The sequence below is a fragment of the Azospirillum brasilense genome (genome assembly GCF_007827815.1).
Lineage (GTDB): Bacteria > Pseudomonadota > Alphaproteobacteria > Azospirillales > Azospirillaceae > Azospirillum > Azospirillum brasilense_C.
Genome location: NZ_VITH01000009.1, coordinates 19,370 through 42,760, shown reverse-complemented (window position 1 = coordinate 42,760; position 23,391 = coordinate 19,370). Strand labels below are relative to the sequence as shown.

The following is a 23,391-nucleotide window of genomic DNA, read 5'->3' as shown; positions in this document are numbered from 1 at the left end:
CACCATTCGTAGGCAAACTGAAGGTGCCGACGATGGTTCCCCAACGCAGGGTGGCGGCGGCTACTCCATCGGCTGGTCGAGCGGGCGGCCCATCGCGCCGCCCGCCGCAGCGCCTAGGGCGCAGCACAGCGCCGCGGCCGGGCCGGTCGCCGGCAGGGCGGCCCCGCCGGTCGCCGCCCCCGCCGCAACGGCGCCCGTCGCCCCCATCGCACCGCCTGCCAGACAGCCGAGCGTCAGCCCCGCCACCGTATGCCGGTTCTGGTACAGCAGGGCACCCCCGAGGATGATCGCGCGCTCCGCCCCGTCGCGCAGCCCGCCCGCGCCGTCGGACAGCCAGCCACGCCATTCCGCCCGCCCCTCCGATGCGGGCGACGCGGCATTGGCCGCCGGCGCGGCCATGACCAGCAGCGAGGCGAGGCCCGCCGCAGCGAGGGTTCGGCCCGTCCTGTGTCGCATGGGACGCTCCTTTTCCAGGCCGTGAGGATACGCCATCGCGGCTGGAACGCCGTCCCGAAAGCAGGGATGAGCGGACGCCGTCCGGGCTACCCCCTTCGCGTCCGGCCTGTAGTAGATACTTACTGCCACACGGACAATCCGCATCACTAACATTCACACTGGAGCCACCAACCGGAACGGAGCCAGCCCCCATGGCCAAGGCCATCCACATGATGATCCGGGTCCTCGACGAGGAGCGGTCGCGGGACTTCTACGCGCGCGCGTTCGGCCTGGAATGCGCCGACCGCTACGCCTTCGACGGCTTCACCCTGGTCTATCTGCGCAACGCCGAAAACGACTTCGAGATCGAGCTGACCATCAACCACGGCCGCAGCGAGCCCTACGCCCACGGCGACGGCTACGGCCATCTGGCCGTCTGCGTCGACGATCTGGACGGGGAACACCGGCGTTTCACCGCGCTCGGCTACGGCCCCAACCCGATCAAGGAGTTCGCGCGGGACGGCGCGCTGATGGCCCGCTTCTTTTTCGTCCAGGACCCCGACGGCTACAAGATCGAGGTCCTCCAGCGCCACGGCCGCTACCGCTGACACGGGCGCGGCCCCTTCGAAGCAAAAATCATAATCGGTCTTGGGAGGAAGCCATGCGTTCTCCGACGAGCACAACAGCAAAACCCACCTCCAATCACACCATGCACCGGCGCGCCTTCCTGGCGGCCTCGGCCACCGCCGCCGCGGCGACGGCCATCCTGGTGTCGGGCGGGGCGATCCTCTGCCCGCGCGAGGCCTGGGGGTATGAGACCAAAGCGCTGGCGCCCGACACCATGCGCTCGCTGATCCGGGTGTCGCGGGACATCTACCCGCACGACCGGCTGGCCGACCGCTTCTACGCCGTCGCCATGAAGGCCCAGGACGAGAAGGCGGCCGCCGACGCCGCGCTCAAGGAGCTGTACGAATCCGGCATGGCGAAGCTCGACCGGCTGGCCAAGGCCAAGCACGACGCGCCCTACGCGGAGGTCGGCTGGGAGGCCGACCGGGTCCGGCTGCTGCATGAGATCGAGGCCGATCCCTTCTTCCAGACGGTGCGCGGCGGGCTGGTCACCGGGATCTACAACAACCAGGAGGTCTGGCCGCTCTTCGGCTACGAGGGCGAGAGCGCGGCCAAGGGCGGCTACATCGACCGCGGATTCAACGACATCGAGTGGCTCTGACCACCGTCCCAGGAAGGATGTTTCAGCCATGGCAGCGAAATTCGACCTGAACGACGACAGCGTCGTGGTGATCGTGGGCTCCGGGGCCGGCGGCGGCACGCTGGGCACCCAACTGGCGCTGAAGGGCATCAAGACGGTGATCCTGGAAGCCGGCGGCCGCCACAACATGGAGGATTTCCAGAACGACGAATGGGCCAGCTTCGCCCAGATCTCCTGGCTCGACCCGCGCACCACCTCGGGAAGCTGGCGGGTGTCGCGCGACTTTCCCGGCCTGCCGGCCTGGATCGTCAAGGCGGTCGGCGGCTCCACCGTGCACTGGGCGGGTGCGGCGCTGCGCTTCCAGCCGCACGAGTTCAAGACGCGCACCGCCTACGGCGAGGTCGCCGGAGCCAACCTGCTGGACTGGCCGATCACGCTGGAGGAGCTGGAGCCCTGGTACGCCAAGGCGGAGGACCGCATGGGCGTCACCCGCACCAACGGCATCCCCGGCCTGCCCGGCAACAACAACTTCAAGGTCCTGAAGGCCGGCGCCGACAAGATGGGCTACAAGGAGTGCCACACCGGCAACATGGCCATCAACTCGGAGCCCCGCGACGGGCGCGGGAGTTGCCAGCAGATCGGCTTCTGTTTCCAGGGCTGCAAATCCGGGGCGAAATGGTCGACCCTGATCGCCGAGATCCCCAAGGGCGAGGAGACCGGCAAGCTGGAGGTCCGCGCCAACGCCCAGGTGCTGAAGATCGAGCATGACGCCAAAGGCAAGGTGACCGGCGTCGTCTACGCCGACAAGGACGGGGCGATCCAGCGCCAGAAGGCCCGCATCGTCGCGGTGGCCGGCAACTCCATCGAAAGCCCCCGGCTGTTGCTGAACTCCGCCTCCTCGCTGTTCCCGGACGGTCTCGCCAACTCCTCCGGCCAAGTGGGGCGGAACTACATGCGGCACATGACCGGCTCGGTGTACGGCGTATTCGAGAAGCCGGTGCGCATGTACCGCGGCACCACCATGGCCGGCATCATCCGCGACGAGGCGAAGAACAAGCCCGACCGCGGCTTCGTCGGCGGGTACGAGATGGAGACCCTGTCGCTCGGCCTGCCCTTCATGGCCGCTTTCCTCGACCCCGGCGCCTGGGGGCGGGAATTCACCTCGGCGCTCGACGGCTACGACCATATGGCCGGCATGTGGCTGGTCGGCGAAGACATGCCGCAGGAGAGCAACCGCATCACCCTGCACGCCGACAAAAAGGACAAGCACGGGATGCCCGTTCCCAACGTCCATTTCGACGACCACCCCAACGACGTCGCCATGCGCCAGCACGCCTACCGCCAGGGAATGGCGCTGTATGAGTCGGTGGGGGCGACCCGCAGCTTCCCGACGCCGCCCTACCCGTCCACCCACAATCTGGGCACCAACCGGATGAGCGAGAAGGCGCGCGACGGCGTGGTGAACAAGTGGGGCCAGACCCACGACGTGGCGAACCTGTTCGTCTCCGACGGCTCGCAGTTCACCACCGGCGGCGCCGAAAACCCCACCCTGACCATTGTCGCTCTGGCGTTGCGGCAAGCCGACTACATCGCCGGCCAAATGGCCAAGAACGCGATCTGACCCTGTACTGTCCCATTATTCGGGACGCCGCGCGGATTACAGCCCCTCTCTTCCGGACGGAGGAGGGGGGCACTCTTTTGCGCTCAGGCCGTCTCGCGTTCTTTTTCCGGGGCGGTGACGGCGGCCGGAATCCGCGCCGGAAGACCGGCGGCGGCCACCGCGGCGAAATCGGTGCGCGCCTCCCGCTCCAGCTCCTCCACGCAGGGGCGGTGGCCCTTCACCTCCTGGGCGTAGGTCAGGCAGGCGCAGCGCAGCAGGCCGGCGAAGTTGCGCCGCTCCACCCCGCGGGCCAAGACTTCGTCGTGCAACTTTGACAAGAAGCGGCCCAGCGAGACGCCCTGCATCGCCGCGATTTCCTCCAGCGCGTCCCAGAAGGCCGCCTCCAGACAGACGCTCGTCGAGTGACCGCTGAGGCGGACCCGCCGGGTTACCATGCGGAAGCGCTCCGGGTCCTGACCGGCAAAAATTCGGCACATCCCTCGTCTCCTTCCAAACTTCCCCGACTCCTTGAATGCACTATGAACGGAAAATCCGTCATGCGCATTAATTTCCGAAAGTTGGCACCCGCTCAGGTGTAGTGAAGGGAAAGAAACGTCACCGTTTCCGCGTGCGTCGAAAGACAGCGGAGACGCACAGTCCTCCCCAACCATCGCCCCCGCCCGCTGAAATATGCGCTTACCCCAGCCAACCCGGCGCAAAAGAACGAGCGGTGAGAATTCGGGGAACCGTTTCCGCAGCGCATTTCTGTCACGGAACCCACCCCGGCCGACCCCGTTATTGGTTTCCGGTTTTCGACGCCATTCCGCTGCGCCGCAAAAATCCACTGTATTCGTGGCGAATTCCCGGCGGCAACCCGACGATACGTCATTGATGAGAGGATGGAAACATGAGTTGGGCCGGCCAACACCAGTTCCCAATCGGCAGAAACCGAAAAAGAACACGTCCGACCGCCGACTCTCCACACTCCGAGATCACCGCTCCACCCTCGCAGACCCTGATCTGCTTTTCGCACCTGCGCTGGAGCTTCGTTTATCAGCGTCCACAACATCTTATGTCGCGATTCGCGCGTGACCACCGCGTGCTGTTCGTCGAGGAGCCGATCCACAACGACACGCCCGAGCCCTGGCTGGACGTGCGCGAGGATGAGGGCGTCCTCGTCCTGGTGCCCCGCCTGCCCGCCGGCCTGGACGGCGAGGCGGCCGTCACCGCCCAGCGCCAGCTTCTCGACCGCTATCTGGCCGAGGAGGGGGTGACCGACCCGATCCTCTGGTACTACACGCCGATGAGCCTCGGCCTGTCCGGGCATCTGCGCGGGGCGCTGGTGGTCTACGACTGCATGGACGAGCTTTCGGCCTTCCACGGCGCGCCGCCGGAACTGGTCGAGCGCGAGCGGCAGCTGATGGCGCGGGCCGACGTGGTGTTCACCGGCGGCGTCAGCCTCTACGAGGCCAAGCGCACCCTGCACCCCAACGCCCACCCCTTTCCCAGCAGCGTCGACGTCGCCCATTTCGCCGCCGCCCGCGGCATCGTCGAGGAGCCCGCCGATCAGGCGGCCATCCCGCACCCGCGGCTCGGCTTCTACGGCGTCATCGACGAGCGGCTGGACATCGCCCTGCTCGACGCCGCCGCCGCGGCCCGGCCCGACTGGCAGTTCGTCCTGGTCGGCCCGGTGGTGAAGATCGACCCGGCCGATCTGCCCCACCGTCCGAACATCCACTATCTCGGCCCGAAGAGCTACGACGACCTGCCGCACTATCTGGCGGGCTGGGACGTCGCCCTGATGCCCTTCGCGCGCAACGAATCCACCCGCTTCATCAGCCCGACCAAGACGCCGGAATATCTGGCCGCCGGGCGCCCGGTCGTCTCCACCTCGATCACCGACGTGGTGCGCGGCTATGGCGACAGCGGGGTCGTGCGCATCGCCGACGCGCCGGAGGATTTCGTCGCCGCCGTCGCGGCCGCCCTGGCCGACGCCGCCGACCCGGAACGGCTGCGCGCCACCGCGGACCATGTCCTGCGCGACATGTCCTGGGACAAGACCCAGGGCCGCATGAAGACGCTGATGGAGCAGGCCCGCCAGCGCGGCCGCGCCGCGCCGCCGGCCCACCGCCCGGCGCCGGCGATCCATCCGTCCAGGCATCCGGCCAAGCACGCCAACGGGCGCGCCGCCGGCCGCCGCTCCGGCTTCGACTATCTGATCGTCGGGGCGGGCTTCGCCGGCAGCGTGCTGGCGGAACGTCTGGCGGCGGGGTTGAACAAGCGCGTCCTGCTGATCGACCGGCGTCCGCACATCGGCGGCAACGCCTACGATCATTACGACGATGCCGGTGTGCTGATCCACCGCTACGGCCCGCACATTTTCCACACCAACGCCAAGCCGGTCGCCGACTATCTGTCGCGCTTCACCAAGTGGCGCCCCTACGAGCACCGCGTCCTGGCGCGGGTGGACGAGCGGCTCGTCCCCATCCCGATCAACCGGACGACGGTCAACCAGCTCTACGGGCTGGACCTCGACGAGGCCGGCGTCGCGGAGTTCTTGAAGAGCCGGGCGGAACCGGTGGCCGACGTCCGCACCTCGGAGGACGTGGTGGTCGGCGCGGTCGGGCGGGAGCTGTACGAAAAGTTCTTCCGCGGCTACACCCGCAAGCAGTGGGGCCTCGACCCGTCGCAGCTCGACAAGGCGGTGACCGCCCGCGTGCCGACGCGGACCAACGACGACGACCGCTATTTCGGCGACAGCTTCCAGGCGATGCCGCTGAACGGCTACACGCGCATGTTCGAGAGCATGCTCGACCACCCGAACATCAAGGTGATGCTGAACACCGATTTCGACGACGTGCGCGACGAGATCGCCTACGACCGCATCGTCTTCACCGGCCCGATCGACGAGTATTTCGGCCACCGCTTCGGCAAGCTGCCCTACCGCTCCCTGACCTTCCGGCACGAGACCGTTGACCGGGAGTGGTTCCAGCCCGCCGCCGTGGTGAACGAGCCGTCGGAGGCGGTGCCCTACACCCGCGTCACCGAGTACAAGCACCTGACCGGGCAAAGCCACCCGAAGACCAGCATCACCTACGAGTACCCCTCCGCGCAGGGCGATCCCTACTACCCGATCCCCCGCCCGGAGAACCAGGAGCTGTTCCGCAAGTACCAGGCGCTGGCCGACAACACCCCGGACGTGATCTTCCTGGGCCGGCTCGGCACCTACCGCTACTACAACATGGACCAAGTGGTAGCGCAGGCGCTCGCGGTCTACGCCCGCCTGGAGAAGGAGGAGCAGCAGAGCCGCGGTCTCGCCGCCGCCGCGCGGGCCTTCGGCTCGCTGGGCGCGGAGCGGGAGGTGCGGGTCGCGGGGATGGGGGATTAGGCGCACCCTTGCCCCCACCCTTCCCACGGCTTCGCCGCGGGCCCCTTCCCTCCCCCGCTGCGCGGGAGAGGGAGCTTAATCCCCTCCCCTGCGAAGCGGGGGAGGGTTAGGGAGGGGGCAATGCCTTCCCAACTCCCCGCCTTCTACAAAGAGCACCCCCCATGCACACCCCCACCCTGTTCGACAGCGTCTTCCTCGGCGGCTTCGAATGCTCGACGCACCGGCGGCACGACGGGCGCCGGCTCGACCTGATCGCGGCGACCGGCCACGACCGGCTGGCCGCGCAGGACTATCAACGCATGGCCGCGCACGGCCTGCGCAGCGTGCGCGACGGCGTGCGCTGGCACCTCATCGAAACCACGCCGGGCCACTACGACTGGTCCAGCCTGCTGCCCATGGTCCGCGCGGCGCGGGAGGCCGGGGTCCGGGTGATCTGGGACCTCTGCCATTACGGCTGGCCGGACGACATCGACGTCTGGCGCCCCGCCTTCGTGGAGCGCTTCGCCCGCTTCGCCGGAGCCACAGCCGCCCTGCTGCGCGACGAGGGCGTGGAGGCGCCCGCATATTGCCCGGTCAATGAAATCTCTTACTGGGCCTGGGCCGGCGGTGACATGAAGCGCTTCAACCCGATGGCCGAGCGCCGCGGGGCCGAACTCAAGCACCAGCTCGTCCGCGCCAGCATCGCGGCAATCGACGCGATCCGCGCCGCCGACCCGCGCGCCCGCATCGTTCAGGTCGATCCGGTCATCAACGTGCTGCCCCGCCCCGACCGCAAGGGCGACGCCGGGGCCGCGGAGGAGGCCCGGCTGGCCCAGTACGAGGCGTGGGACATGATCGGCGGCTACGCCTGGCCGGGGTTGGGCGGCAAGCCGGAGTATCTGGACGTCATCGGGGTCAACTACTACTCCGACAACCAGTGGTTCCTGAAGGGCGGCACCATCGGGCGCGACGACCCGCGCTACCGCCCCTTCGCCGACATCCTGGCGGAGGTGCACCGGCGTTACGGCCGCCCGGTCCTGGTGGCCGAAACCGGCGCCGAGGGCGACGCCCGCGCGCCCTGGCTCGACTATGTGACGGGGGAGGTGATCGCGGCTCTGAAGGCCAATGTGCCGGTGGAGGGCGTCTGCCTCTACCCGATCCTCGACTATCCCGGCTGGGCCAACGACCGCCATTGCGAGACCGGACTCTACGGCCTGTGCGACGAGGATGGCGGGCGTTGCCTGTATCAGCCGCTGGCCGCCGCCCTGGAGCGCGCGCAGGCCCGCGTCGGCGCGCTGCTCAGCCAGCCGCAATCCACCCGGCCGGAACTCCAGGCGGCTCAATGAGCGGTTCCAACACGGACACCATCCCGGACCGTCCCGGCCGCTTCCTGCTGCGCTACATCCGGCGGCGGCCCTGGTCGTTCGGCGGGCTGTTCTCGGTGATCGTGGCGGCGGCGGGCTGCGCGGTCGCCGTGCAGTACGGGATGAAGCTGCTGATCGACGCCATGGCCTCCCCCGACCGGGCGGCGGCGGACGTCTGGACTCCGCTCGGCCTGTTCTTGGGCTTCATCGCGGCGGAGAACGTGCTGTGGCGGCTGGGCGGCTGGCTCGGCTGCCGGACGGTGCTGGCGACCGGCGTGGACATGCGGCTGGACCTGTTCCGGCACCTGACCGGCCATTCGATGCGCTACTTCTCGGAGCATCTGGCCGGGTCGCTCGGCAACCGCATCGCCGCCACCGAGAACGCCGCCACCACCATCTTCCGCACCCTGACCTGGAGCATCGTCCCGCCGGTCACCGATTTCCTGGGGGCGGTGCTGGTGCTGCTGACCATCCATTGGGGGATGGCGGCGGCGCTGGTGATGTTCGCCGTGGTGGTCGCCGTCGCCATCGTCGGGCTGGGGCTGCGCGGCCGGACGGTGCACCACGCCTTCGCCGAACAGTCCGCCCGCACCAATGGCGAGCTGGTCGACGTGGTGTCCAACGTCTGGACGGTGAAGGCCTTCTCCGCCCGCGGGCGCGAACGCGAGCGCCTGCGGCAGGCCTTCACGGTGGAGGCCGGGGCGCACCGCCGGAGCTGGATGCATCTGGAGAAGACCCGCGTCGTCCACGACATCTGCCTCTGGGTGATGGCCGGGTCGATGCTGCTGTGGGCGCTGCTGCTGTGGCGGGACGGCACGATCACCACCGGCGACGTGGTGATCGTCAGCGCGCTGACCTTCCGCATCCTGCACGGCTCCCGCGACCTCGCCTTCGCGCTGGTCACCGCCACCCAGCAGGTCAGCGCCATCGACGAGAGCCTGCGGGTGATCGCCCGCCCGCACGACGTGCTCGACCCCGTGCCGGCCGAACCCGCCAAGCCCGGCGGCGGCGCCATCGCCTTTGACCGGGTCTCCTACCGCTATCCCGAAGGGCGCAAGGTGCTGGAGGACTTCAACCTGACCATCCCGGCCGGGCAGAAGGTCGGGCTGGTCGGGCCGTCGGGGGCCGGCAAATCCACCCTCATCAGCCTGATCCAGCGGCTGGACGACGTGCAGCGCGGCGACATCCTCATCGACGGCCAGCCGCTGACCGCGCTCGCCCAGGACGACCTGCGGGCCAAGATCGCCGTGGTGCCGCAGGACATCGCGCTGTTCCACCGCCCGATCCTGGAGAACATCCGCTACGGCCGCCCCGACGCCAGCGACGAGGAGGTGTTCGAGGCAGCCCGCCACGCCTTCTGCGACGGCTTCATCCGGCAGTTGCCGGAGGGCTACGGCACGCTGGTCGGCGAGCGCGGCGTGCGGTTGTCGGGCGGGCAGCGGCAGCGGCTGGGCATCGCCCGCGCTTTCCTGAAGAACGCGCCGATCCTGATCCTCGACGAGGCGACCTCCGCCCTTGACACCCAGTCGGAGCAGGAGATCCAGGCGGCGCTGGCCGATCTGGCCCAGGGGCGGACCGTGGTCGCGGTGGCGCACCGCCTGTCCACCGTGTCGGCCTTCGACCGCGTGCTGGTCCTGGTGGACGGCCGCATCGCCGAGGACGGCCATCCCACGGAGTTGCGGCGGCGCGGCGGCTTGTTCAACTCCTTGTGGCAACTCCAGGCGCAGGGCTTCGCGGCGGAATAGACAGGGCCTGCCGGGCGGCCTCCGCACCGTGGCGCGGAGGTCGCATCAGCCGGATCGGTTAGGGAAGACCACCCTTCGACGGGCTATCTTTCCGCGCGTCGTGTGTTAAGACACCAGACGCAACCTCGCCTCGGCCCGAAAGCTCGATGAAAGCCACGACCGACGATAGCACTCCCAAACAAAGCACATCCATTTCGCGAAAAACCCGTGGGGCAGGCCCATGACGGACCTGCCGGTGATGGGCGGCGACCTCGATTTCCTGTCGGGCGGCGGCGAGATGGGGGAGCGGATGCGCTCCCACGACTGGGCGTCCACGGCGCTCGGCCCGCCGGAGGGCTGGCCGCAGAGTCTGCGCACCATCGTCAGCGTCGTCCTGTCCTCCCGCCAGGCGATGTTCGTGGCCTGGGGGCCGGAGCTGTCGTTCCTCTACAACGACGGCTATGTGCCGATCTTCGGGTCCAAGCATCCGGAGGCGCTCGGCCGCCCATTCGCCGAGGTGTGGTGGGACATCTGGGACCAGATCAAGCCGCTGGTCGACCGCACGCTGGCCGGCGAGGCGTCCTGGTACGAGGATTTGCTGATCCCGATGGAGCGCCGGGGCTTCCGCGAGGACGCCTGGTTCACCTTCTCCTACACCCCGGTGCGCGGCGAGGACGGGCGTATCCCCGGCATGTTCTGCGCCGCCATCGAGACGACCTCGCAGGTGCTCGCCGCCCGGCGCACCGACTTCCACCTGAAGCTGGAGGCGCGGCTGCGCCAACTCGCCAACCCGTTCGCCGTGGCCGCGGCGGCGGAGGAGGCTCTGGGCCGTCACCTGGGGGTCAGCCGCGTTGGTTACGGCGTGGTCGACGAAACCGCCCGCTTCTTCACGACGGAGCGGAACTGGACCGACGGCAGCGTCGACCATCAGGCCGGCACCCATGACCTGCTGAGCTTCGGACCGGAGCTTCTGGACACGCTGCGCAGCGGCGGGACGCTGACCATCCACGACGCCGCGGTGGACTCGCGCTTCGCCACGCCGGACCGGCAGGCCGCCTTGGCCGCGCTGAACATCGCCTCCGCCGTCACCACCAGCCTCGTGAAGAACGGGCGGATGGTCGCCCTCCTCTACGTCCACGACCGGAAGCCCCGGCACTGGCACCCCGACGAGGTCCGTCTGGTCGAGGAGGTGGCGGAGCGCACATGGTCGGCGCTGGAGCGCGCCCAGGCGGAGGAATCGCTGCACCGCGCCAACGCCCGTCTGGCCGCGGAGGGGGAGCAGATGCGCAACCTCTTCCGGCAGTCGCCCAACTTCATGTGCGTGCTGCGCGGCCCCGACCATGTGTTCGAGCTGGCCAACGACTCCTACCGGCAACTGGTCGGCGACCGACCCCTGATCGGCAAGCCGGTGCACGAGGCCATGCCGGAGGTCGCCGGCCAGGGCTTCTTCGAGTTGCTGGGCCGCGTGTACGACGGCGGGAAGCCCTTTGTCGGACACGCCCTGCCGGTGCGCGTCGCCCGCCACCCCGGGGCGCCGGTGGAGGAACGCTTCATCACCTTCATCTACCAGCCGATCAAGGACGCTGTCGGGCGGGTGACCGGGATCTTCTGCGAAGGCAGCGACGTCACCGAGGCCAAGCATGCCGAGAACGCGCTGCGCGATCTGAACGCCACGCTGGAGCAGCGCGTCGCCGAGCGCACCGCCGACCGCGACCGCATGTGGCGCCTGTCCACCGACGTCATGCTGGTGGCGCGCTTCGACGGCACCATCACCGCGGTGAACCCAGCCTGGACCAGCCTGCTTGGCTGGACCGAGGAGGAATTGGCGGCGCGCAGCTTCTTCGACTTCGTGCATCCGGACGATCTGGAGCGCACGCGGGCCGAGGCGGCGCGGCTGGGCGCCGGGCACACCACGCCGCGCTTCGAGAACCGCTACCACCACAAGGACGGTCATTACCTCTGGCTGTCCTGGGTCGCCGTGCCGGACGACCGCTTCATCCACGCCGTGGGCCGCGACATCACCGCCCAGAAGGAGGCCGACGCCGCCTTGCGGCAGACCGAGGAGCAGCTTCGCCAGGCCCAGAAGATGGAGGCGGTCGGCCAGTTGACCGGCGGCGTGGCCCATGACTTCAACAACCTGCTCCAGGCGTTGGAAGGCTGCCTGTCGATGATCGGGCGCCGCACCGGGGAGCCGCAGGTCCATGTCCTGCTCGACGCCGGCCAGCAGGCGGTGGGGCGCGGGGCCAAGCTGGTGCAGCAGCTCATGGCCTTCGCCCGGCGCGACAGCCTGCGCCCGGAATCCATCGGCGTGCGCGACCGGGTGCTCGCCATGTCGGCGCTGCTGGAGCGGGCGCTGCGCGCCGACATCGCGCTGGAGCTGCGCCTCGGTGACGATCTCTGGCCCGTCGAGGTCGACCCGACCCAGTTCGAGCTGGCGGTCATCAACCTCGCCGTCAACGCGCGCGACGCCATGCCGTCCGGCGGGCGGCTGACGGTGGAGGCGGTCAACAGCGTGTTTGCGGCCGGCGATCCGCGGGGAGTGGAGGGTGACTTCCTGCACCTGTCGGTGTCGGACACCGGCTGCGGCATGCCCGCCGCGGTCGCCGCCCGCGCCTTCGAGCCGTTCTTCACGACCAAGGACCTCGGCAAGGGGACGGGGCTGGGGCTGGCCCAGGTCTACGGCCTCGCCCGGCAGGCCGGCGGCACCGCCTGGATCGACAGCGCGCCGGACCACGGCACGACGGTGCATCTGCTGCTCCGGCGCTCCGGCGTGGCTCCGGCGGTGGAGCCCGCCCTTCCCGTCGCCATCGTGCCGCCGTCGGGCGGCGCGCGGCGTCATGGCCGCGTCCTTGTGGTGGAGGACGATCCCATCGTTGCCATGACCGTCAGCACCGCACTGGAGGACGCCGGGTTCGCCGTGCTGTCCGCCGCGAACGCCGAGGAGGCGCTGCCCCATCTGGCGGACGACGGGGTCGACGTGCTGCTGAGCGACGTGGTGATGCCCGGTGGAATGAGCGGCATCGATCTGGCCCGCGAGGCCCGCGAGCGGCGGCCCAGCCTGCCGGTCATCCTGGCGACCGGCTACAGCGAGGACATCGCCCGCGCCACCGGCATCCCGGTGCTGGCGAAGCCCTACCGGATCGACGAGCTGGTCGGGCGGATCGACGCGATCCTGATGGGCCAAGCAGAGGAATAAAGAGGCCGGGAAATAAAAAAGGCGGAGCCCCCGGGAGGGCTCCGCCTTGGCCGGCCGCGATCCGGTTGCTCAGATGTGGTCGGAGGACAGGATGGCCTCGGCGTCGCCGCCGGTGCCGCGGCCCGGCAGGACCGCGTTCAGGACGACGCCCATCAGCGCCGACAGCGCCATCGAGGAGACGACGAAGCCGCCGTCGCCGAACTTCAGCGACGCCCCGCCGATGCCGATCACCAGGATGGTCGAGGAGATCAGCAGGTTGCGCTTGTCGCCCAGATCGACCTTGCCCTCGATCAGCGTGCGGATGCCCGAGGAGGCGATGACGCCGAACAGGGCGATGGACACGCCGCCCATCACCGCCGTGGGGATGCTCGACAGGAAGGCCGACAGCTTGCCCACGAAGCCCAGGATGATGGCAAGGGTCGCCGCCCCGCCGATCACCCACACGCTGAAGACGCGGGTCACCGCCAGCACGCCGATGTTCTCGCCGTAGGTCGTCGCCGGGGGTCCGCCCAGCACACCCGCCACCATGGTCGCCACGCCGTCGCCGAACACCGAGCGGTGCAGGCCCGGATCGGCGATGAAGTTGCGGCCGACGACACGGCTCAGCACGATCTGCCCGCCGATGTGCTCCGCGATGGTGACCAGAGCCACCGGCGCCACCAGCAGGATCATCGCCCAGGCCGACACGCCCTCCTTCATGCCGGAGAACAGCAGGTGGAAGTCGGGCATACGCAGGAAGGGCGCGGCGGCGACCGGCCCGAAGTCCACCATGCCGAAGACCACGCCCAGAACATAGCCGGTCAGGATGCCCAGCAGGATCGGCACCACCGTGAAGAAGCCGCGCAGCACGATGGAGTAGAGGAAGATGCTGCCCAGCGTCGCCAGCGCGAGCAGGAAGTGCGGCAGGCTGTATGCGCCGCCGCCCGCGGTGTTCTGCGCCATGCCCACGGCGACCGAGGCGAGGCCGAGGCCGATCACCACGATCACCGGCCCGACGACGATGGGCGGTAGGATGGCCAGCAGCCAGCGCACGCCGAAGGCGCGGATCAGCAGGGCGACCGCCACATAGACCGCCCCCGCCGCGCAGGCCCCGACCAACGCGCCGCCGGTTCCGCCGATCTGGGTGGCGGCGACGATCGGGCCGATGAAGGCGAAGGAGGAGCCCAGATAGGCGGGCAGCCGCCACTTGGTGAAGGCCAGGTAGATCAGGGTGCCCAGGCCGCTGGTGACGAGCGCCACCGACGGGTCGAGGCCGGTGAGGATCGGCACCAGCACGTTGGCGCCGAACATGGCGAACAGGTGCTGGAGGCTGAGCAGGAGGAAGGTGGCCGGGGGCGGACGGTCGTGGACGTCCAGCACCCGGTCGCGCGGGGCTGTCATGAACTGCGGTTCCCGTGTCGGTGGTTGCGCGGCAAGGGTTACTCCGCGACGGCCTGCCCGGTCAAACGCCACCATGCGGAATTTTTCGGCAGATGCCCCCGCCAAGGCCCGGCGGCACCGCCAGGGACGTGAAATCATTCAACTGTTGCCCAAGCCATAGGCCATTCGTTAGTATGATGCCCAATAAAATTCCCGTGGATGGACATGAAACTGCGTTCCTGCACGCATTGCGGGTTTGAGCGCTTGCCCGCAGAGTGAATGGACGCATGGCCGACGAACTGTTTGCACAACTTACAGACACCCTGTCGTCGGCGAAGACCGTGGAGGAGCTGACCCGGCCCCTGCTGTCGCTTCTGGAGCTGGTGACGGAGCTGGAGGCCACCTACCTCACCCGCATCGAACTGGAACACGGAATCCAGCGTATTCTCTTCTCCTGCAACACCAAGACCCTGACGATTCCCGAAGGGCTGGCCGTTCCGTGGGAGGGCACGCTGTGCAAGCGGGCGCTCGACGAGGGGAAGCTCTACACCGACGACGTGCCCAGCTGCTGGGGCGACTCCGAGGCGGCGGCGGCGCTGGGCATCCGCACCTATGTCAGCACGCCAGTCCATCTCGACGACGGCAGCCTGTTCGGCACGCTCTGCGCGGCCAGTTCGGAGCAGAAGCCGCTGACGCCCAAGGGGGAGCAGGTGCTGCGCCTGTTCGCCTCGCTGATCGCCCTCCATGTGCAGCGCGAACAGCTTCTGAACCAGTTCCGCGACCTGAACGCGGCCCTGGAATCCTATTCCTACACCGACGCGCTGACCGGCCTGCCGAACCGGCGCGCCGTCGTCGCGGAGCTGCACCGGCTGTTCGCCCTGGCCGAACGGGCCGGACAGAGCGTGCTGATCGGCTTCATCGACCTCGACGGCTTCAAGGCCATCAACGACACCCACGGGCACGAGGCCGGCGACGAATTCCTGACCGAGGTGGGGCGGCGCATCGGCACCGGACTGCGGGCCGGCGACACGCTGGGCCGGCTGGGCGGCGACGAATTCATCATCGTCGGCATGGGCGCCACGCCCGGCGCCGAGGGGGATGAGGCGGCCGACGCGCTGCGCGAGCGGGTGGAGCCGCTGATCCGCGGCGCCTACCGGCTGGGCGGCTGCGCCTTCGACTATCCGGGGGCGAGCGTCGGCGTGGTCAGCGCCGACCCGAGCGCCACGACGCCGGACCACGCGCTGCGCGCCGCCGACGCCGCCATGTATGTCCAGAAGAGGATCCGGCGGGCCGCCCGGGCCTGACGCCGTTTTCGGCGAAGCTTTTTACGGGCCGCCGGCCACGCTCCAGGGATCGGGAGCGGTCACTTCGTAGGGCTGGGCGATGCCGCCCATCGACAGCGCGTGGACCGAATTGCTGGAGAAGCCGCAGGCCTGTTCCGGATTCACGGCGGCGTTGGGACGGAAGGCGTAGGGCCGCGGCGCGTCGGGCGACACCGAGGTGGCCTTGGTCCGCACGACCAGTCCGTGGCCCGTCGGAACGCTCTGCTCCACCCAGATCCAGAGAACGTCCGGGTTGTCGCGGAAGCGGGCCAGCAGGGTGGACAGCGCCTCCGTGCAGGCGGCGTGTTCGAGCTGGTGGGCACCGCGGTCGATGATGGCCGAGGCCGGCCCGGACGAGGACGCGTCCGCGGGATTCCAGGTGAACGCCATGAGACCGGACAGAGCGATGCCAGCGATGGAGGTTCCCCAGAGAACCCCGGCGTCGAAACCGGAATCACCGTGACGGCTGGAATGATCGCGCATCGTGGCCCCTCTGATAAAACACTCAACCGCGGCAACCGGCGTCTGCAATGTCCCCGTCTGTTTGACAGGAACGCAGGCCCGTGACCTTGATCCAGAACAAGCACTTTATAAGCTCGTCCGGTTCATTGCTTATTGTGCACCGCAACATCTGTCCGTCAACACCCGCCGGAAGCATGGCAGGGCTGATTCCGCGCGCTTTCACGCCCGCGTGGCGATGAACGCGGCAATTTGCCGCTCCTCCGTGCCGGAGCACCGTGACGACCGGCGGATGCGCCGTTGGCCGGCAGGCTCCCAGACAACGGTCCCGGCGGCGACATGGTTCCCGTCGCCGTCCGATTCGCCAACAAAGTCAGTTGGTTATACTTACGCACATTCAGGATTACAAACGAAGCCCGCCCTTCAATCCCACGCCGCCGGGTCGATTGCGGAGACCCGGACGCCATTCCCTTTCGCCCGTGCCGCCGCGGCGCGCTATGGTGCGCCCGGTGGTCACCGGATCGCCAAGAGTCCGGGACGCCCGCAAGAAGAGCACGAGACAAAGAACACAAGAACCGGAAGGGACGAGCATGAGTGACGAGACCCCCAGCCGCCGCGCCGCCGCGGCCTTCGCCCAGACCGCGGACGCCGCGACGCCGGTCGCCTTCGCCGATCTGGTGGCCCTTCTGGAGCGCATCTTCCTGCGCCACGGCGCGTCGGAACGGGTGGCGGCGATCCTTGCGGAGAACTGCGCGTCCTGCGAGCGCGACGGCTCCACCAGCCACGGCGTGTTCCGCATCCCCGGCTATGTCGGCTCGCTGAAGAGCGGCTGGGTGGACGGGCGGGCCGAACCGACGGTGGAGGAGGCCGGTCCCGCCTTCCTGCGCGTCGACGCCGCCAACGGCTTCACCCAGCCCGCCTTCCTGGCCGCCCGCGACCGCTTCCTGGAGATGGTGCGCGACAACGGCGTCGCCGTGATGGCGATCCGCAACTCCCACCATTTCAGCGCCCTGTGGCCGGACGTCGAGCCCTTCGCGCGGGAGGGGCTGGTGGCGCTCTCCTTCGTCAACAGCTTCGCCTGCGTCGTGCCACCGGGCGGCAAGGCCGCGGTCTACGGCACCAATCCGATGGCCTTCGCCACCCCGGTGGCCGGCGGCGACCCGATGGTCTTCGACCAGGCGGCCAGTTCCATGGCCAACGGCGACGTGCGCATCGCGGCGCGCGAGGGGCACGCCATTCCCGCCGGCTCCGGCGTGGACCGCGACGGCAAGCCGACCACCGACCCCAAGGCCGTCCTCGACGGCGGCGCCCTGCTGCCCTTCGGCGGCCACAAGGGCGGCTCCATCGCCTTCATGATCGAGGTGCTGGCAGCGGCGCTGACCGGCGGCAAATACTCGCGCGAGGTCGACTGGTCGGCCCATCCCGGCGCCGAGACGCCCTGCACCGGCCAGCTCTTCATCGTCATCGACCCGGAGCGCGGTGGGACCGGCGCCTTCGCCGACCGCGTCGCCGGCCTCATCGGCGAGGTGAAGGAAGCGGGACAGGACCGCATGCCGGGCGAGCGCCGCTACGCCCGCCGCGCCCGCACCCTGCGCGACGGCATCCCGCTGGCCCCCGCCCGGCTGGCCGAGCTGCGCGCTCTGGCCGGCGACGCCTGATACCCCTTCCCTCCTTCAAACCCGGTCGGTTCCCGCCATGACGACGCCCACCATCGCCACCCTGTCCCGCCGGCTCGACGACGACGCCACCACCAGCCGCCGGCTCATCGACGCCGCCCTCGCCGCCATCGCGGCCGGGGGCGAGGAGGCGCGCAAGACCTACACCGCCCTGCACGCCGATCCGGCCCGCGCGGCGGCGGACGCCCAGGACCTGCTGCGCCGGGCCGGGCAGCACCCCTCCCCGCTGGCCGGCCTGCCGATCTCGGTCAAGGACCTGTTCGACGAGGCCGGCCACGTCACGCGGGCCGGGTCGCGGGCGCTGGAGGGCGCCGCCCCCGCCAGCCGCGACGCCGACGCGGTGGCCCGGCTGCGCGCCGCCGGGGCGGTGGTGGTGGGGCGGACCAACATGACGGAGTTCGCCTTCTCCGGCGTCGGCATCAACCCGCATTACGGCACCCCCGGCAACCCCGCCGATCCCGCGCGCATCCCCGGCGGTTCGTCGTCGGGCGCCGGGGTGTCGGTGGCGGCGGGCCATGTCCCGCTGGCGCTCGGCACCGACACCGGCGGCTCGATCCGCATCCCGGCGGCGCTCTGCGGCCTCGTCGGCTTCAAGCCGACGCAACGCCGGGTGTCGCTGCGCGGCGCCCTGCCGCTGTCCTGGTCGCTCGATTCCATCGGGCCGCTCGCCCGGACGGTGGAATGCTGCGCCATCGCCGACGCCGTCCTGGCCGGCGAGGCGGAGTGGGTGCCGCCGCCGGTCGGGCTGGCCGGGCTGCGCTTCGCCGTGCCGCAGACGGTGGTCCTCGACGGCATGGAGGACGCGGTGGCGAGCGCCTTCGACACCGCCTGCCGCCGCCTGTCCGAGGCCGGGGCGCGCATCGTCGAGAGTCCCATGGCGGAGTTGGCGGAGATCGGCCCGGCCAACGCCAAGGGCGGCCTGCCCGCGGCGGAGGCGGCCCACTGGCACCGCGACCTGCTGGCGGAGAAGGGCGACCTCTACGACCCGCGCGTCCGCGTGCGGATCGAGCGCGGCCGGACCATGAGCGCCGTCGATTACATCGAGGTGGCGCAGCGTCGCGCCGACCTGATCGCCCGCACCGACCGGACCACGGCGGACTATGACGCGCTGCTGATGCCGACCGTGCCGCTGCTGGCGCCGCGCATCGACGCCTTCGCCGAGGACGCGGAGTTCACGCGGCTGAACCTGCTGCTGCTGCGCAACTGCGCCCTGTTCAACTTCCTGGACCGCTGCGCCATCAGCTTGCCGATGCAGCGCGCCGGCGACCTGCCCAGCGGCCTGATGCTGGTCGGCGCGGCCGGGGCCGACCGCCGCCTGCTGTCCATCGCCGCCGCGGTGGAGCCGGTGGTGGGCGCCTGACGCGAAGGGGGCGGGCGGGGAGCGGCGCACCGGCCCCCGTCAGCCTCCCCGTCAGAACCCCAGGGCGCAGCCGTCCTTGCGGTGGTCCGAGCCGGCGATCAGCAGGCCGGCCGCGTGGTCGATCCAGATCGCCTGCCCGCCGCCCATCGGCTCGTCCCGGCGGACCACAGCATGGCCGCGGCGCGCCAGCTCCGCCGCGGTGTCCTCCGCCACGGTGGGCTCGATCTCCAGAACGCCGTTGAAGGCGAAGCTGCGCGGCTGGTCGATGGCGGCCTGGACGTCCAGCCCACGGTCGAGGACCGCCGACACGAAGGCGCCATGCCCCGCCGCCTGATAATGGCCACCCATCACGCCGAAGGGGCAGACCGCGCGCCCGTCCTTGCGGATCAGGCCGGGGATGATGGTGTGCAGCGGGCGGCGCCGCGGCGCCAGGGCGTTGGGGTGCCCCTCGGTCAGGCGGAAGGAGGTGCCGCGGCTGTGCAGGAGGACGCCGGTCGCCGGGTCGAGCTGCACGCTGCCGAAGCTGTGGAAGATCGAGTTGATGAAGGAGATGGCGTTGCCGTCGCGGTCGACCACGCTGAGGCAGACCGTGTCCTTGTGCTCTGCCTCCGTCCACAGGGCGTGGGCCTGGGCGCGGGTCGGGTCGATGCGGCGGCGCAGCGCCGCCGTTGCCTCCGCCGACAGCAGCGTGGCGACGGCGTCCGGTCCGCCATCCCCCACCAGGACGTCGCGATGGTGGTAAGCGAGCTTGGTCGCCTCGGCGTGCAGATGGTGGCGGTCGGCGTCGCCGACCGACGGCGACAGGTCGAAGCCGCCCAGCGCGTTGAGGATCATCAGCGCAGCGAGGCCCTGGCCGTTCGGCGGGCATTCCAGGATTTCGTGGCCGCGGTAGTCGGTGGCGATGGGCGTCACATACTCCGCCCCGTCCTGCGCCGCCGCGAAGTCGTCCAGCGTGTGCAGCCCGCCGCGGGCGCGCAGGAAGCCGACCAGCGAGTCCGCCGTTGCCCCCGCGTAGAAGGCGGCCGCTCCGTGGGCCGCGATGTCCCGCAGCCGTTGGCCGAGCCGCGGCTGGGCGTGGCGTTCCCCGGCGCGCGGGGCGCGGCCGCCGGGCAGGAAGACGGCGCGGCAGCCCTCGTCCGCCGCCAGCAGGGGGACCGCCGCCGCCCAGTCCTGGGCCACCCGCGGGGAGACGCCGTAGCCCTCCTCGGCGTAGCGGATGGCGCGGAGGAAGACCCGGTCGAGCGGCAGCCGCCCGTGGTCGGCGTGCAGCCGCGTCCAGGCGGCGACGGCGCCCGGCACGGTGACCGCGTGGCCGCCGTGGCGCGGGATCTCGCCGGTGACGCCCAGCCCGGCCAGACGCTCGACGCTTGCGGCGGCGGGAGCGCGCCCGCTGCCGTTCAGGGCGACCACCGGCCCGTTCGCCGGGGCGTAGAGGGCGAAGGCATCGCCGCCGATGCCGGTCATGTGCGGCTCGACCACGCATTGCACCGCGACGGCGGCGATGGCCGCGTCCACGGCGTTGCCGCCCGACGCCAGGATGTCGAGCGCCGCCGCGCTCGCCAGCGGGTGCGAGGTGGCCACCGCGGCCTCCGTCGCCACCAGCGCCGACCGCCCGGGCCGGCAGAAGTCACGCATCACGACGGGGCGCCCTCCGGAACGGGAAACGGGTCAGTGCGGGTCGCGGCGCAGGGGAATGACGCGGCGGTTCCGGGTCTCCGGCTCCTTCGCGTCGTGGATCTGCACCTTTTTGAGCTGGATGACGTACCGCTCGGCGCCGTTGACCATCACGGCGATGACGGTCGGCCCGTTCGCCCAGTCGCTGGGCACGAGGTGAAGTTCCTTGATGCGCGCGGTTCCGGCGGTCAGCTCCGCCAGGTCCAGAACCTCGTCCCCGGCGCGAAACCCCAGATATTCATCGACGATCATGGCGTCCGGCGGCAGTGTCTTGGCAGTGATCCCAAGCCTACCAGCACCGCGGGCGGCGGGCCACATTGCAGGCCGCCGCCCGGCGCTTTTTCATAGGGGGACTTACGGACGGCGCGTCAGGTGGCAAAACGCGTCATATGATTGTCCCAGCGGAAGTCGGCCAGCCGCAGCCCGTCGCCCGGCAGGTCCGGCGCCGCGCCGACCGTCCGGAGATTGCCGAGCCCGCTGCTCGCCAGGAAGCCGTCGCCGTCCGGGGCGATGCCGCAGCCGTCGGGCAGCGCCGCCGACCCCAGCCACGCGCCGGTGGCGTCGTCCCACAGCCCGATGATGCCGCCCTTGGGCGAGCTGGCCGCGACCTTGCCCTTGTCGGCCGCGACGCTGCCGATGTAGCCCTCGAAGCGGGACAGCTCGTCGTCCGGAGTCTCGAACAGGCGCACCGCGCCGCCGCCCGGACGGTGCGTGCCGGTCAGCGGCTGGAGCATGCCAACGGGCCGCTCGTCCTGCGCGCCGAAGGCGATGCCGCCGTCGGCCAGGGCGGCGATGTGGCGGATGCCGAGGTTGGCGTGCTCCTCCGGCAGGCGCACCTGGTCGAGCAGCTTCCCGCTCGCCACCTCGACGTAGGTGATCGAGGAGTCCATCTCGTCCAGGTTCAGCTTGGCCCGGCCGGTGTCCGGGTGGGTGATGACGCCGCCGTTGCCGACCGCCAGCACCGTGCCGTCCGCGATCATCAGAAGCTCGTGCGGCCCCAGCCCGTGGGTCGGCATCGCGCCGACGCGGCGATAGCCGTCCATCGCGTCGTAGACGCCGATCGACCCGGTCTCGCGCGGCACATCGTCCTCCGCCACGTAGAGCAGCCGCCCGTCGGTGGAGAAGGCGCCATGGCCGGTGAAGCGGCGGTCCTCCGGCGCGCGGATCACCGGCCCCGGACGCCCGTCAACCAACGACATCGGCATGAACCAGCGCCCCGGACGGCGGGCGAAGGCGACCGCCTCGGCCCGCGTCGGGTGAACGACGATGCCGTGGGCGCGCCCCGGCGTCGGGGTGGTGAAGCGCACGCCACCGACCCCATCCAGCGCTGCCACGCCATAGTCCGGCGAAGCCGCCGCGGTGGCGTAGGCGTTGAGGAACAGCGTGCCACCGGCGGTCTCCGCCCGCGCCGGCCCCAGGAGTGCGCCGAGAAGGCCGCCCCCGAGGACGCTGCCCCCAAGCAGGCCGCCGCCAATCAGGAGCAGGGTGCCCCGGCGGGTCGCGTCCATCGCTCAATCTCCATCCAGTTCGTTGAAGCCGATGCTGATGTCCAGCAGCGGCGCGACGGTGCCGGTCAGCAGGTTGCGCAGATCCTTGGCCCGTTGCAGGGTGGCCTCCACGGTCTTGCGCTTGGCCGGATCGGCGACGGCGACGTTGATCGGCGCGGGGATCGCCTCGGCGGCGCGGACCGCGGCGGTGAAGCCCTCCTCCAGCGCGCGGCGGGCTTGGGCTCCGGCGTCGCCGGCGGGCAGCAGCGCGGTCAGGCCGGGCCCGCCGCCCTCGCCCAGCAGCAGGGCGCGCAGCGCCTCCAGGTTGATGCGGACGTTGCGCGCCGACTGGCCGCTGCGCAACGCCTCGGCCACCGCCGGCTTGGCCTCCCCGGCGTTGGGGCCGAGCGGCGCCAGAAGCTTCTGGTCGGCGACCACCTGCAGGGCGGTGAGCGATCCGGAGAAGAGGGTGTTGACCGCGGAGCCCGCATCAGGTCCCAACGCGGTCGCCTCCCCGGCGGTCAGCGGCGCCTCCAGCGCCTTCCAGCCGTCGCGGACCTCGCGGGCGATGGTGAGGACGTTCTGCGCCACCGCGGCGGCCAGCGCGCCGCGGAAGCGCCCGGCCTCGTCGCCCTGGAACGACGCGGCGGTGAGGCCCTCGTCGAACAGCAGCCGCTCCAGCGCGGTCAGCCCCTGCACCGCGGCGCTCTGGCGGGCCAGCCCGCCCGGCTCCAGCAGCTTCGGATCGCGGTTCTTCAGCATGGCCAGGATCTGGCGCTGCACCACCCCGGCCCGCTCCGGCCAGAAGGCGATGCGGTCGGCCCGCAGCTCCATCGACAGCGGCCCGGCGCGCAGGTGCTGGACGCCGGCCCAGGCGTCGTAGACGGCGCGGTGGGCGGCGCGGCAACTCTCCAGCCCGTCCGCGGTCGGCGCCGCGGCGAACTGGGCCAGCCGCTCCGCGGAGATGCCGGCGGCACCGGCCAGCGCGTCGAAGCGCGGCAGGGCGTGGGTTCGGACCAGACCGCCCAGCACGGCGGCGTCCCCCGCCGGCTCCCGCGCCGCCAGGGCGAAGCGGCCCGGCAGAAGGATCGACAGGGCGGCGGCCGACATCAGGCCGATCATGCGGCGGCGTTGCATCTCATCACCTATGCCATTCAAACC

18 protein-coding genes are annotated in these 23,391 nt (G+C 70.5%); 10 read left to right on the top strand and 8 right to left on the bottom strand.

Annotated features, from left to right (window positions below; all coding sequences use genetic code 11):
- Positions 1 to 60 precede the first annotated feature (60 nt).
- Entirely contained in the window at positions 61 to 456 is a 396-nt protein-coding gene (locus tag FBZ83_RS19285; protein WP_145687086.1) for a hypothetical protein, read from the bottom strand.
- Positions 457 to 647: 191 nt separating this feature from the next.
- On the opposite strand from FBZ83_RS19285, the gene FBZ83_RS19280 reads away from it, so the two are divergent.
- The 3 genes from FBZ83_RS19280 to FBZ83_RS19270 are packed head-to-tail and all read left to right on the top strand — an operon-like array spanning position 648 to position 3,263.
- Positions 648 to 1,043, top strand: a complete 396-nt coding sequence (locus FBZ83_RS19280; protein WP_145687084.1) for a VOC family protein — start codon at positions 648 to 650, stop codon at positions 1,041 to 1,043.
- A gap of 53 nt (positions 1,044 to 1,096) precedes the next feature.
- A complete protein-coding gene (locus FBZ83_RS19275) occupies positions 1,097 to 1,663 on the top strand; it encodes a Twin-arginine translocation pathway signal (protein ID WP_247887884.1) in 567 nt (188 codons plus the stop codon).
- A 28-nt stretch (positions 1,664 to 1,691) separates the two neighbouring features.
- Positions 1,692 to 3,263, top strand: coding sequence for a GMC family oxidoreductase (locus tag FBZ83_RS19270; protein ID WP_145687082.1), 1,572 nt, complete (start codon positions 1,692 to 1,694; stop codon positions 3,261 to 3,263).
- 83 nt (positions 3,264 to 3,346) lie between these two features.
- On the opposite strand, the gene FBZ83_RS19265 is transcribed toward FBZ83_RS19270, so the two are convergent.
- Positions 3,347 to 3,739, bottom strand: a complete 393-nt coding sequence (locus tag FBZ83_RS19265) for a ribbon-helix-helix domain-containing protein (protein WP_145687080.1) — start codon at positions 3,737 to 3,739, stop codon at positions 3,347 to 3,349.
- A gap of 575 nt (positions 3,740 to 4,314) precedes the next feature.
- On the opposite strand from FBZ83_RS19265, the gene glf reads away from it, so the two are divergent.
- The 4 genes from glf (at position 4,315) to FBZ83_RS19245 (ending at position 12,893) form a co-directional block, all read left to right on the top strand.
- Positions 4,315 to 6,630, top strand: a complete 2,316-nt coding sequence (gene glf / locus FBZ83_RS19260; protein ID WP_145687078.1) for a UDP-galactopyranose mutase — start codon at positions 4,315 to 4,317, stop codon at positions 6,628 to 6,630.
- Between the two features lie 161 nt (positions 6,631 to 6,791).
- Positions 6,792 to 7,955, top strand: a complete 1,164-nt coding sequence (locus tag FBZ83_RS19255; RefSeq protein ID WP_145687076.1) for a beta-glucosidase — start codon at positions 6,792 to 6,794, stop codon at positions 7,953 to 7,955.
- Positions 7,952 to 9,718: an ABC transporter ATP-binding protein gene (locus FBZ83_RS19250; protein WP_145687074.1), complete on the top strand. Its 1,767-nt coding sequence runs from the start codon at positions 7,952 to 7,954 to the stop codon at positions 9,716 to 9,718. The genes FBZ83_RS19255 and FBZ83_RS19250 overlap by 4 nt, the downstream gene beginning before the upstream one ends.
- 220 nt (positions 9,719 to 9,938) lie before the next feature.
- Positions 9,939 to 12,893, top strand: a complete 2,955-nt coding sequence (locus FBZ83_RS19245) for a PAS domain-containing protein (RefSeq protein ID WP_145687072.1) — start codon at positions 9,939 to 9,941, stop codon at positions 12,891 to 12,893.
- A 69-nt stretch (positions 12,894 to 12,962) separates the two neighbouring features.
- On the opposite strand, the gene FBZ83_RS19240 is transcribed toward FBZ83_RS19245, so the two are convergent.
- The gene (locus FBZ83_RS19240; protein ID WP_145687070.1) at positions 12,963 to 14,273 is read right to left on the bottom strand and encodes a solute carrier family 23 protein; all 1,311 of its coding nucleotides are present in this window, start codon (positions 14,271 to 14,273) and stop codon (positions 12,963 to 12,965) included.
- A gap of 266 nt (positions 14,274 to 14,539) precedes the next feature.
- Between FBZ83_RS19240 and FBZ83_RS19235 the strand changes: the two genes are divergently transcribed.
- Positions 14,540 to 15,556, top strand: a complete 1,017-nt coding sequence (locus FBZ83_RS19235; protein WP_145687068.1) for a sensor domain-containing diguanylate cyclase — start codon at positions 14,540 to 14,542, stop codon at positions 15,554 to 15,556.
- A 21-nt stretch (positions 15,557 to 15,577) separates the two neighbouring features.
- On the opposite strand, the gene FBZ83_RS19230 is transcribed toward FBZ83_RS19235, so the two are convergent.
- The gene (locus FBZ83_RS19230; RefSeq protein WP_145677789.1) at positions 15,578 to 16,057 is read right to left on the bottom strand and encodes a hypothetical protein; all 480 of its coding nucleotides are present in this window, start codon (positions 16,055 to 16,057) and stop codon (positions 15,578 to 15,580) included.
- A gap of 566 nt (positions 16,058 to 16,623) precedes the next feature.
- On the opposite strand from FBZ83_RS19230, the gene FBZ83_RS19225 reads away from it, so the two are divergent.
- Together FBZ83_RS19225 and FBZ83_RS19220 are read left to right on the top strand one after the other, a co-directional pair.
- On the top strand, positions 16,624 to 17,691 hold the full coding sequence (locus tag FBZ83_RS19225) for an Ldh family oxidoreductase (RefSeq protein WP_145687066.1): 1,068 nt from the start codon (positions 16,624 to 16,626) through the stop codon (positions 17,689 to 17,691).
- A 37-nt stretch (positions 17,692 to 17,728) separates the two neighbouring features.
- A complete protein-coding gene (locus FBZ83_RS19220; RefSeq protein WP_145687064.1) occupies positions 17,729 to 19,069 on the top strand; it encodes an amidase in 1,341 nt (446 codons plus the stop codon).
- A 51-nt stretch (positions 19,070 to 19,120) separates the two neighbouring features.
- Here FBZ83_RS19220 and FBZ83_RS19215 read toward each other — a convergent pair whose 3' ends face one another.
- From FBZ83_RS19215 to FBZ83_RS19200, 4 genes are all read right to left on the bottom strand, one after another.
- Positions 19,121 to 20,704 carry a gamma-glutamyltransferase family protein gene (locus FBZ83_RS19215; RefSeq protein WP_145687496.1) on the bottom strand — a complete coding sequence of 528 codons (1,584 nt, stop codon included), beginning with the start codon at positions 20,702 to 20,704 and terminating at the stop codon, positions 19,121 to 19,123.
- Positions 20,705 to 20,737: 33 nt separating this feature from the next.
- Positions 20,738 to 20,995, bottom strand: coding sequence for a hypothetical protein (locus tag FBZ83_RS19210; protein ID WP_145677783.1), 258 nt, complete (start codon positions 20,993 to 20,995; stop codon positions 20,738 to 20,740).
- 116 nt (positions 20,996 to 21,111) lie between these two features.
- Positions 21,112 to 22,251: a DUF1513 domain-containing protein gene (locus FBZ83_RS19205; RefSeq protein ID WP_145687062.1), complete on the bottom strand. Its 1,140-nt coding sequence runs from the start codon at positions 22,249 to 22,251 to the stop codon at positions 21,112 to 21,114.
- A gap of 3 nt (positions 22,252 to 22,254) precedes the next feature.
- Positions 22,255 to 23,367 carry an imelysin family protein gene (locus FBZ83_RS19200; RefSeq protein WP_247888375.1) on the bottom strand — a complete coding sequence of 371 codons (1,113 nt, stop codon included), beginning with the start codon at positions 23,365 to 23,367 and terminating at the stop codon, positions 22,255 to 22,257.
- Between the last annotated feature and the right edge of the window lie 24 nt (positions 23,368 to 23,391).

Bases quoted from the DNA above. Each gene is read 5' to 3' on its own strand.
- FBZ83_RS19285 (WP_145687086.1), bottom strand. From the start codon at position 456: ATGCGACACAGGACGGGCCGAACCCTCGCTGCGGCGGGCCTCGCCTCG.
- FBZ83_RS19280 (WP_145687084.1), top strand. From the start codon at position 648: ATGGCCAAGGCCATCCACATGATGATCCGGGTCCTCGACGAGGAGCGG.
- FBZ83_RS19275 (WP_247887884.1), top strand. From the start codon at position 1,097: ATGCGTTCTCCGACGAGCACAACAGCAAAACCCACCTCCAATCACACC.
- FBZ83_RS19270 (WP_145687082.1), top strand. From the start codon at position 1,692: ATGGCAGCGAAATTCGACCTGAACGACGACAGCGTCGTGGTGATCGTG.
- FBZ83_RS19265 (WP_145687080.1), bottom strand. From the start codon at position 3,739: ATGTGCCGAATTTTTGCCGGTCAGGACCCGGAGCGCTTCCGCATGGTA.
- glf (WP_145687078.1), top strand. From the start codon at position 4,315: ATGTCGCGATTCGCGCGTGACCACCGCGTGCTGTTCGTCGAGGAGCCG.
- FBZ83_RS19255 (WP_145687076.1), top strand. From the start codon at position 6,792: ATGCACACCCCCACCCTGTTCGACAGCGTCTTCCTCGGCGGCTTCGAA.
- FBZ83_RS19250 (WP_145687074.1), top strand. From the start codon at position 7,952: ATGAGCGGTTCCAACACGGACACCATCCCGGACCGTCCCGGCCGCTTC.
- FBZ83_RS19245 (WP_145687072.1), top strand. From the start codon at position 9,939: ATGACGGACCTGCCGGTGATGGGCGGCGACCTCGATTTCCTGTCGGGC.
- FBZ83_RS19240 (WP_145687070.1), bottom strand. From the start codon at position 14,273: ATGACAGCCCCGCGCGACCGGGTGCTGGACGTCCACGACCGTCCGCCC.
- FBZ83_RS19235 (WP_145687068.1), top strand. From the start codon at position 14,540: ATGGCCGACGAACTGTTTGCACAACTTACAGACACCCTGTCGTCGGCG.
- FBZ83_RS19230 (WP_145677789.1), bottom strand. From the start codon at position 16,057: ATGCGCGATCATTCCAGCCGTCACGGTGATTCCGGTTTCGACGCCGGG.
- FBZ83_RS19225 (WP_145687066.1), top strand. From the start codon at position 16,624: ATGAGTGACGAGACCCCCAGCCGCCGCGCCGCCGCGGCCTTCGCCCAG.
- FBZ83_RS19220 (WP_145687064.1), top strand. From the start codon at position 17,729: ATGACGACGCCCACCATCGCCACCCTGTCCCGCCGGCTCGACGACGAC.
- FBZ83_RS19215 (WP_145687496.1), bottom strand. From the start codon at position 20,704: ATGCGTGACTTCTGCCGGCCCGGGCGGTCGGCGCTGGTGGCGACGGAG.
- FBZ83_RS19210 (WP_145677783.1), bottom strand. From the start codon at position 20,995: ATGATCGTCGATGAATATCTGGGGTTTCGCGCCGGGGACGAGGTTCTG.
- FBZ83_RS19205 (WP_145687062.1), bottom strand. From the start codon at position 22,251: ATGGACGCGACCCGCCGGGGCACCCTGCTCCTGATTGGCGGCGGCCTG.
- FBZ83_RS19200 (WP_247888375.1), bottom strand. From the start codon at position 23,367: ATGCAACGCCGCCGCATGATCGGCCTGATGTCGGCCGCCGCCCTGTCG.